6 protein-coding genes are annotated in these 8,477 nt (G+C 63.4%); all 6 read right to left on the bottom strand.

What is annotated here, in order from left to right; genetic code table 11:
* Nucleotides 1-10: 10 nt before the first annotated feature.
* The gene (gene moaA, locus ASN89_RS19535) at nucleotides 11-997 is read right to left on the bottom strand and encodes a GTP 3',8-cyclase MoaA (RefSeq protein WP_058050442.1); all 987 of its coding nucleotides are present in this window, start codon (nucleotides 995-997) and stop codon (nucleotides 11-13) included.
* A gap of 102 nt (nucleotides 998-1,099) precedes the next feature.
* Nucleotides 1,100-1,846 (bottom strand): peptidylprolyl isomerase, encoded by a 747-nt coding sequence (locus tag ASN89_RS19540; protein ID WP_058050443.1) that lies wholly within the window; start codon nucleotides 1,844-1,846, stop codon nucleotides 1,100-1,102.
* 15 nt (nucleotides 1,847-1,861) lie between these two features.
* Nucleotides 1,862-2,548, bottom strand: a complete 687-nt coding sequence (gene narI / locus ASN89_RS19545; RefSeq protein ID WP_058050444.1) for a respiratory nitrate reductase subunit gamma — start codon at nucleotides 2,546-2,548, stop codon at nucleotides 1,862-1,864.
* A 27-nt stretch (nucleotides 2,549-2,575) separates the two neighbouring features.
* Nucleotides 2,576-3,232 carry a nitrate reductase molybdenum cofactor assembly chaperone gene (gene narJ / locus ASN89_RS19550; RefSeq protein ID WP_058050445.1) on the bottom strand — a complete coding sequence of 219 codons (657 nt, stop codon included), beginning with the start codon at nucleotides 3,230-3,232 and terminating at the stop codon, nucleotides 2,576-2,578.
* Between the two features lie 21 nt (nucleotides 3,233-3,253).
* Nucleotides 3,254-4,804, bottom strand: a complete 1,551-nt coding sequence (gene narH, locus ASN89_RS19555) for a nitrate reductase subunit beta (RefSeq protein WP_046685048.1) — start codon at nucleotides 4,802-4,804, stop codon at nucleotides 3,254-3,256.
* Between the two features lies 1 nt (nucleotide 4,805).
* A partial coding sequence (locus tag ASN89_RS19560) for a nitrate reductase subunit alpha (protein ID WP_058050446.1) occupies nucleotides 4,806-8,477 on the bottom strand: 3,672 nt, incomplete at its 5' end.

The following is an 8,477-nucleotide window of genomic DNA, read 5'->3' on the forward strand; positions in this document are numbered from 1 at the left end:
GCAAACTGCCTCAGCCGCCCGTCTGCGCCATGAACCGGATAATCTTGTCGGGCTGCGTATTGAAATCATGCTGCTGCGGCTTCAGTTCGATGGCGGCACGGATCGCCGCCTCAATCTCCGCATCCGTGGCCCCGCCGCGCAGCATGGGGCCGAGGGCGAATTTTTCTTCCTGTCCCAGGCACAAATACAGGGTACCATCGACAGACAGGCGCACGCGGTTGCAACTGGCGCAAAAATGCTGCGACATGGGCGTAATGAAGCCGATGCTCGAGCGCCCATCTGGCGTGGCCAGGTAACGCGCCGGCCCGCCGCCCAGTTCCAGCGCCTGCGGCACCAGGCCAAAACGTGCCGCCAGGCGCTCGCGCACGGGACCGAGCGGCATATAGCTGGCATTGCGGCCCGTGCTGCCCATCGGCATGGCTTCGATCAGGCGCAGGATGAACTGCTGCTCGATGCAGAACGCCGCCATGGCCTCGATCTGGCCGTCATTGATGCCGCGCATGGCCACCATATTGATCTTGATCGGGTCGAAACCGGCCGCCTTGCCCGCCATCAGCCCATCCAAAATCGGCTGCAGGCTGTCGCGCCCCGTGATCTGCTGCATGCAGGCGCGGTCCAGCGAATCGAGGCTGACGTTGATGCGGTCCACGCCCGCCGCGCGCAAGGCCACGGCGTGCTTGCCCAACTGGGTGGCGTTGGTCGACAGCGACAAGTCCTGCAAACCAGGCAGTGCCGTCAGCTTGCGCGCCAGTTCCGGCAGGTTGCGCCGCAACAGCGGTTCGCCACCCGTCAGGCGCACGCGGCGCGTGCCGAGGCGAACGAAGATGCCCATCAGGCGCTCGATCTCGTCGAACGTCAGCCAGTCCTTCGGCTCTTCGAAACCGCGAAAGCCCTTGGGCATGCAGTAACTGCAGCGCAAGTCGCAGCGGTCGGTGACGGACAGCCGCACATAATCGATCGAACGGCCAAAACGGTCCTGCAACTTGACGCTACCCATGACGCTACTCCTGTTTCTTCCTTGATTGTAAAGGCTGGGGCACGATCTGGCTGTGCCCCAGAAGGCCTAGCGGCCTACGCCTTTCGGCCTACGCATTTCTACCTACTGCACCAGCGGGCTGGCCGTGCCTTCGAGCTCGATGCCGGCGATCTCGGCGTGCCCCACCAGCAAGTGCAGATACTGGTGCACGGCGCGCTGCCACGCGGCCCGCGACAGGCGGTCGGCGATCTGCGCCTGCACGGCCTCGTAGGCGATGGCCTGGCCTTCGACCCGGCGCAGCACTTGCACGATGTGGTAGCCGAAGCGCGTTTCCAGCAAATGCCCGGCCAGCGCGCCCGCTTCCAGGCGGAACAGCAGCGCGTCGAATTCCGGCACGCTCTGGCCCGGCGACAGCTGGCCCAAATTCCCTCCCAGGGCGCCCGACGGGCAGTTCGAATACTGCGCCGCCAGTTCGCCGAAGCGCTCGGGCGCCAGTTTGAGGGCGTCGAGCACGGCTTGCGCCGTCGTGCGCAGCAGCTCCAGGGGCGCCTCGGGCGTTACCTGGAACAGGATGTGGCGCGCCTCGACCAGCGCCCCGCTGCAAAACAGCTGCGGGCGCTGCGCATAAAAGGTGCGGCAAGCCGCATCGTCGGCGGGCGGCACGCGCACTTCCTGCGCGAACAGCGTCTCGATGCGGTCATCAATACTGCCGCCCTGCACGCCGAGGCGTTCGGCCTCGTCCAGCAGCAGCCGGCGCAGCACCAGTTCATGCACGGCCTGTTTCAAAGGATTGCCGGCGCCGTCGTGATGCTGCAGTTCCTGCGCGATGTCGGCATCGTCGATATCGATGCCATTGACGGAGATTCCCATGATGTGACTCCTTTCTTAACGGCGGCGCACCAGTTGATAGGCGCGGCCCAGGTACCCGATGGCGCCGAATCCGCTCCACACGTGCACCAGGCGGGTGAACGGGAAGATGACGAACAGCGACATGCCCATGAACAGGTGCAGCTTGAACACCAGCGGCGCATCGACGATGAAGCTGGCCGCGTCGCCGCGGAAGGTCACGATGTGCTGCGCCCAGTTCATCAGCAAGACCATCATGTGGCCATCCATGTGCGAAGCCGAGACGAAGATCGAGGACAGGCCCAGCAGCAAGGTCAGCAAAATCCACAGCATCACCAGCTTGTCGCCTGCCGTGGTGACCGCGCGCAGCCGGTCGTTACTGAAGCGGCGCGCCAGCAGGATCAGGATGCCGACCAGGCACAGGCCGCCCATCACGCCGCCTGCCGCCATGGCCACGCCCTGCTTCAGGCTGTGCGACACGCCCAGGGTGTCCCACACCCAGACGGGGGTGAGCAAGCCGGCCGCATGGCCGAACAGCAGGCCGATGATGCCGATGTGGAACAGGATATTGCCCAGGCGCAGGCTGCCGCGGTGCAGCAGCTGGCTGGAATCGGACTTCCACGTGTATTGCTCGCGGTCGAAACGGATCAGGCTACCGAGGAAAAAGATGGCCAGCGCGATGTATGGATAAATGCCATACACAAATTGATGCAAGTAATTACTCATGATGTACTCTCCTCATGCGGACGCGCTTCAAGCGGCGCGCCGCGGCTGCGGGTGAAAATGCACGGGATGGACGCCGCCCGGAACCTGGGCCGGACCTTGGCGCAGCAGGGGCTCGACGCCGTCCGCACCGGGACCGAAGGTTTCCAGCGCTTCATCCATGTCGCGCACCGGCGGTTCGGCCAGCATTTCCGCAGCCACGGGGCTCAGGCGTTCGAGCAAGGTGAAGACGGGTGCATACGGGCTGCCGTTGGCCGTCAATTTGCGGCCGATGTGCGCCAGCACGTGGACGGCGTCGCCCAGCAGCGGCGCCGAGACTTCCTCCTCGAGCTGCGCCAGGAATTCCAGGAACAGCGGCACGAAGTCGGGCAAGTCGTCGCCCACCATTTGCAGGCCGTGACGCTTGTATTCCTCCATCAGGTCGACCATGGCCTGGCCCCGGTCGCGCGATTCGCCGTGGATATGCTCGAACAGATGCAGCGAGTGCGACGGATTGCGGTCGAACGTGGCCACGTACTGCTGCTGCAGGTCGATCAGGCTGCTGCTTTCCAGGTGCGCCAGCAAGGGCCGCAGCAGCGCGTGCTGTTCCGGCACGGCCGCCAGCGCGGCGTCCAGCTGCGGCAGGTGGGCGATCAGCTCGGGCTCCGGATACAGCAGCAGGCGCGAGAGGATTTGGTAGTGATGCATAGCGTGTTCCATATCAGCTCCTTAAGCGCCTGGCGCCGTTTTGCGCGACTTCGGCATCTGCATGAAGATGGCCGAACCGTGTTTTTTCTTGCCGAACAAGGTCGGTTCGCTGGTGCCGTCCGAACAGCCGTTGCCGAAGCTGAAGCCGCACGAACCCTTCTCGTTGAAGCTGTCCTCGGCCATTTCCTTGTGGCTGCTGGGGATGACGAAGCGGTCTTCGTAATTGGCGATGGCCATGATGTGGTACATGTCCTCCACCTGCGCCTTGCTCAAGCCCACCTGTTTCAGGACCGTCAGGTTTTCCACCTTCTCGACGGTCTTGCTGCGCATGTAGGCACGCATGGCCAGCATGCGGTCCAGGGCCGAGACGATGGGCGGCTGGTCGCCGGCGGTCAGCAGATTGGCCAGGTACTGCACGGGAATGCGCAGGCTTTGGGTGTCCGGCAGCATGCCGTTCACGCCCAGCTTGCCCGATTCGGCGGCCGCCTGGATCGGCGACAGGGGCGGCACGTACCACACCATCGGCAAGGTGCGGTATTCGGGATGCAGCGGGAACGCCACTTTCCACTCGACGGCCATCTTGTAGACGGGCGACTTGACGGCCGCTTCCAGCCACAGGTCGGGGATGCCCTGGCGGCGCGCCTCGGCGATGATGGCCGGGTCGTGCGGATCGAGGAACAGGTCGAGCTGCGCCTGGTACAGGTCCTGCTCTTGCGGCACGGAGGCGGCAGCTTCGATCTTGTCGGCGTCGTACAGCAGCACGCCCAGGTAGCGGATGCGGCCCACGCACGTTTCCGAGCACACGGTAGGCTGGCCCGCTTCGATACGGGGGAAGCAGAACGTGCACTTCTCCGCCTTGCCGGACGACCAATTGTAGTAAATCTTCTTGTACGGGCAACCGGAGATGCACATGCGCCAGCCGCGGCACTTGTCCTGGTCGATCAGCACGATGCCGTCGTCTTCGCGCTTGTACACGGAGCCCGATGGGCAGGACGCCACGCACGTCGGATTGAGGCAATGCTCGCACAGGCGCGGCAAGTACATCATGAAGGTGTTTTCGAACGTGCCGTACATCTCCTTCTGCATGTTGTCGAACAGTTTATCCTTGCTGCGCTGGGCAAACTCGCCGCCCAGGTCATCTTCCCAGTTCGGACCCCACTCGATTTTTTCCATCTTTTTCCCCGTCAGCACGGAGATCGGACGGGCCGTCGGCGGCGTCTGCGACAGCGGCGCGCTTTGCAGGTGCTCGTAGTCGTAGGTGAACGGCTCGTAGTACTCGTCGATGGCGGGCAGGTTCGGGTTGGCGAAGATATTCGCCAGGATTTTCAGACGGCTGCCCTGGCGCGGCTCGATCTTGCCAGCATCCGTGCGGCGCCAGCCGCCGTTCCACTTGTCCTGGTTTTCCCACTGCTTCGGATAGCCGATGCCGGGCTTGGTTTCCACGTTGTTGAACCATGCGTACTCGACGCCGTCGCGGCTGGTCCATACGTTCTTGCAGGTGACGGAACAGGTGTGGCAGCCGATGCACTTGTCCAGGTTCAGCACCATGCCGATTTGCGCTCTGATTTTCATACTATGCTCCTTGTTCCTGCAACGGGCCTTCGAGCCAGTCGACCTTGTTCATCTTGCGCACCAATACGAATTCATCGCGGTTGGAGCCCACCGTGCCGTAGTAATTGAAGCCGTACGCCAGCTGGGCGTAGCCGCCGATCATGTGCGTCGGCTTGGGCACGGCCCGCGTCACCGAGTTATGGATGCCGCCCCGCTTGCCCGTCATCTCCGCGCCAGGCACGTTGATGATCTTTTCCTGGGCGTGGTACATCATCGTCATGCCGGCCGGGATGCGCTGGCTGACGATGGCGCGCGCCGTCAGGCTGCCATTGACGTTGAAGACTTCGATCCAGTCGTTGTCGACGATGCCGGCAGCTTGCGCGTCCGTCTCCGACAGCCACACGTGCGGTCCGCCGCGCGACAATGTCAGCATGCGCAGGTTGTCCGAATACGTGGAGTGGATGCCCCACTTCTGGTGCGGCGTCAAAAAGTTCAGCGCCAGTTCCTTGTTGCCGTTCGGCTTGGTGCCCAACAGCGCTTCCGTCGTCTTCGTGTTGATGGCCGGCTTGTACACGCACAGCCCCTCGCCGAAATCGCGCATCCACAAATGATCCTGGTAGAACTGCTGGCGGCCCGTCAGGGTGCGCCAAGGGATCAGTTCATGCACGTTGGTATAGCCGGCCGTGTAGCTGACTTCTTCGCTTTCCAGGCCCGACCAGGTGGGCGAGGAAATGATCTTGCGCGGCTGCGCCTGCACATCGCGGAAGCGGATGCTGTCATGCTCGCGCGGCAATGCGAGGTGCGTATGGTCGCGTCCCGTGATGGAGGACAGCGCGGCCCAGGCTTTCACGGCCACGTGGCCATTCGTTTCCGGCGCCAGCGACAGGATCATCTCGGCCGCATCGATGGCCGTATCGAGGCGCGGCTGGCCCTGCGACACGCCCTCGTCCAGCACCGTGCGGTTGATGCCGCGCAGGACGTCGACTTCATGCCCCGTTTTCCAGGAAATGCCCTTGCCGCCGTTGCCGATGGTTTCCAGCAGCGGGCCGATCGAGGTGAACTTTTTGTAGACGTCGCGGTAATTGCGCTCGACCACCGTCATGTTCGGCATGGTCTTGCCGGGAATCGCTTCGCATTCGCCGGCGCGCCAATCCTTGGGATCGAAAGGCTGGCCCAGTTCACCGGGCGTGTCGTGCATCAGCGGCGTGAGGATGATGTCTTGCTGGGTGCCCAGCAGCTCGCCACCGATTTCCGAGAATTTCTCGGCGATGCCCTTGTAGATTTCCCAGTCCGACTTCGATTGCCACAGCGGCTGCACGGCTTCGGACAGCGGGTGGATGAACGGATGCATGTCCGACGTATTCAAGTCGTCTTTTTCATACCAGGTGGCCGTCGGCAGCACCACATCGCCATACAAACACGTGGTCGACATGCGGAAGTCCAGCACCACGAGCAGATCGAGCTTGCCTTCGGCGGCCGGGCGCACTTTCACCTGTTTCGGCGTGAGGCAGTCGTCTTCATCGCTGAGCAAGCCGTTTTGCGTGCCGAGCAGGTATTTCAGGAAGTACTCGTGGCCCTTGCCCGAGCTGCCGAGGATATTCGAGCGCCACACGAACATATTGCGCGGGAAGTTGGCCGGATTGTCCGGGTCATCGCACGAAAACTGCAGCTGGCCCGCCTTGATCTGGTCGAGCGCATACGCGGCCGGCTTCTGGCCTGCGGCGGCAGCGGCCTTGGCCACTTCCAGCGGATTCGTTTGCAGCTGCGGCGCCGATGGCAGCCAGCCCATGCGTTCAGCCTTGGCGTTGTAGTCGAGCAGAGTCAGGTCGCCCGTGCCGCCGGCCGCCGATGGCGAGGCGATGTCGCCCGTTTCCAGCTTTTCGTGGCGCCACTGGCTCGTGTGGGCATAGAAGAACGAGGTGCCGTTCATCTGGCGCATCGGACGTACCCAGTCCTGGGCGAAGGCCAATGGCGTCCAGCCCGTTTGCGGACGCAGTTTTTCCTGGCCCACGTAATGGGCCCAGCCGCCGCCCGACTGGCCGATACAGCCGCACATCATCAGCATGTTGATGATGCCGCGGTAGGTCATGTCCATGTGGTACCAGTGATTCAGGCCGGCGCCCACGATGACCATGCTCTTGCCGCGCGTCTGGTCCGCGTTTTCCGCGAACTGGCGCGCCACGGTGATGACGTCGGCGCGTTTCACGCCCGTGTGCTTTTCCTGCCATGCGGGAGTGTACGGCACGTCGTCGTCATAGCTTTCCGCCACGTTTTCGCCACCGAGGCCGCGGTCGATGCCGTAGTTGGCCAGGGTCAGGTCGAACACGGTGGTCACCAGGCCCGTCGAGCCGTCGGCCAGGCGGATGGTTTTCACCGGCACCTTGCGCAGCAACATGTCGGACGCGTCCTTGCCGCCGAAGTAGGCAAAGCCCACTTCCGTGACGGCGTCGCTGTCGTTGATCATGGAGAGCATCGGCACGATGGGCGCGCCGCTGCCGCCGGCCTTCTGTTCCAGGTTCCACTTGCCCGACTCGCCCCAGCGGAAGCCGATGGAGCCGGCCGGCGCCGTGATCGCACCCGTCGTCTCGTCGATGACGAGGGTTTTCCATTCCGGGTTATTCGTTTCGTCGAGGTTGTTGTCAAGGTGCGAAGCGCGCAGGAAGTAGTCGGGCACGAGGGTGCCGTTATGTTCCTTGAGCAGCACCAGCATGGGGAAGTCCGTGTATTGGCGCGCATAGTCGCGGAAATAGGCGCTCTGCCCTTCCGAGTGGAATTCCTTGAGGATGACGTGGCCCATGGCCAGCGCCAGCGCGGCGTCCGTGCCCTGCTTCGGCGCCAGCCAGATGTCGCCGAACTTCACCATTTCGCCATAGTCAGGCGAGATGGCGACGGTTTTCGTGCCCTTGTAGCGCACTTCCGTATAAAAGTGGGCGTCCGGCGTGCGCGTCATCGGCACGTTCGAGCCCCACACCATCAGATAGGTCGAGTTGTACCAGTCGGCCGATTCCGGCACGTCCGTCTGTTCGCCCCACACTTGCGGGCTGGCTGGCGGCAAATCGCAGTACCAGTCGTAGAAGCTCAGGGCCACGCCGCCGATCAGCGACAGGTAGCGCGTGCCGGAAGCATAGCTGACCATGGACATGGCGGGAATCGGCGAGAAGCCGACGATGCGGTCCGGGCCGTATTTCTTGATCGTCAGCGCATTCGCGGCGGCGATGATTTCATTCGACTCTTCCCACGTGGCGCGCACGAAGCCGCCCAGGCCGCGGATGGACTTGTACTGCTGCGAGCGTACGGGGTCCTGGCTGATCCAGTCCCAGGCCGTGACGGGGTCCATGGTCTTGCGCGCTTCGCGCCACATTTCCATCAGGCGGCCACGCACCATCGGGTATTTCACGCGCTGCGCCGAATACACGTACCAGGAATAGCTGGCGCCGCGCGGGCAGCCGCGCGGTTCGTGGTTGGGCAGGTCGGGCCGCGTGCGCGGGTAATCGGTTTGCTGGGTTTCCCAGGTGATCAGGCCATTCTTGACATATACCTTCCAGCTGCACGAGCCGGTACAGTTCACGCCATGCGTGGAGCGCACGATCTTGTCGTGCTGCCAGCGCTGGCGGTAGGCGTTTTCCCAGGTACGGTCTTCATCGACCACGGTGCCGTGGCCGTTTGAAAACGGCTCGGCGGGCTTGCTAAAAAA

It is taken from the genome of Janthinobacterium sp. Ant5-2-1, from assembly GCF_001445815.1.
GTDB classification, from domain to species: Bacteria; Pseudomonadota; Gammaproteobacteria; order Burkholderiales; family Burkholderiaceae_D; genus Janthinobacterium; species Janthinobacterium lividum_E.

Bases quoted from the DNA above. Each gene is read 5' to 3' on its own strand.
- moaA (WP_058050442.1), bottom strand. From the start codon at position 997: ATGGGTAGCGTCAAGTTGCAGGACCGTTTTGGCCGTTCGATCGATTAT.
- ASN89_RS19540 (WP_058050443.1), bottom strand. From the start codon at position 1,846: ATGGGAATCTCCGTCAATGGCATCGATATCGACGATGCCGACATCGCG.
- narI (WP_058050444.1), bottom strand. From the start codon at position 2,548: ATGAGTAATTACTTGCATCAATTTGTGTATGGCATTTATCCATACATC.
- narJ (WP_058050445.1), bottom strand. From the start codon at position 3,232: ATGCATCACTACCAAATCCTCTCGCGCCTGCTGCTGTATCCGGAGCCC.
- narH (WP_046685048.1), bottom strand. From the start codon at position 4,804: ATGAAAATCAGAGCGCAAATCGGCATGGTGCTGAACCTGGACAAGTGC.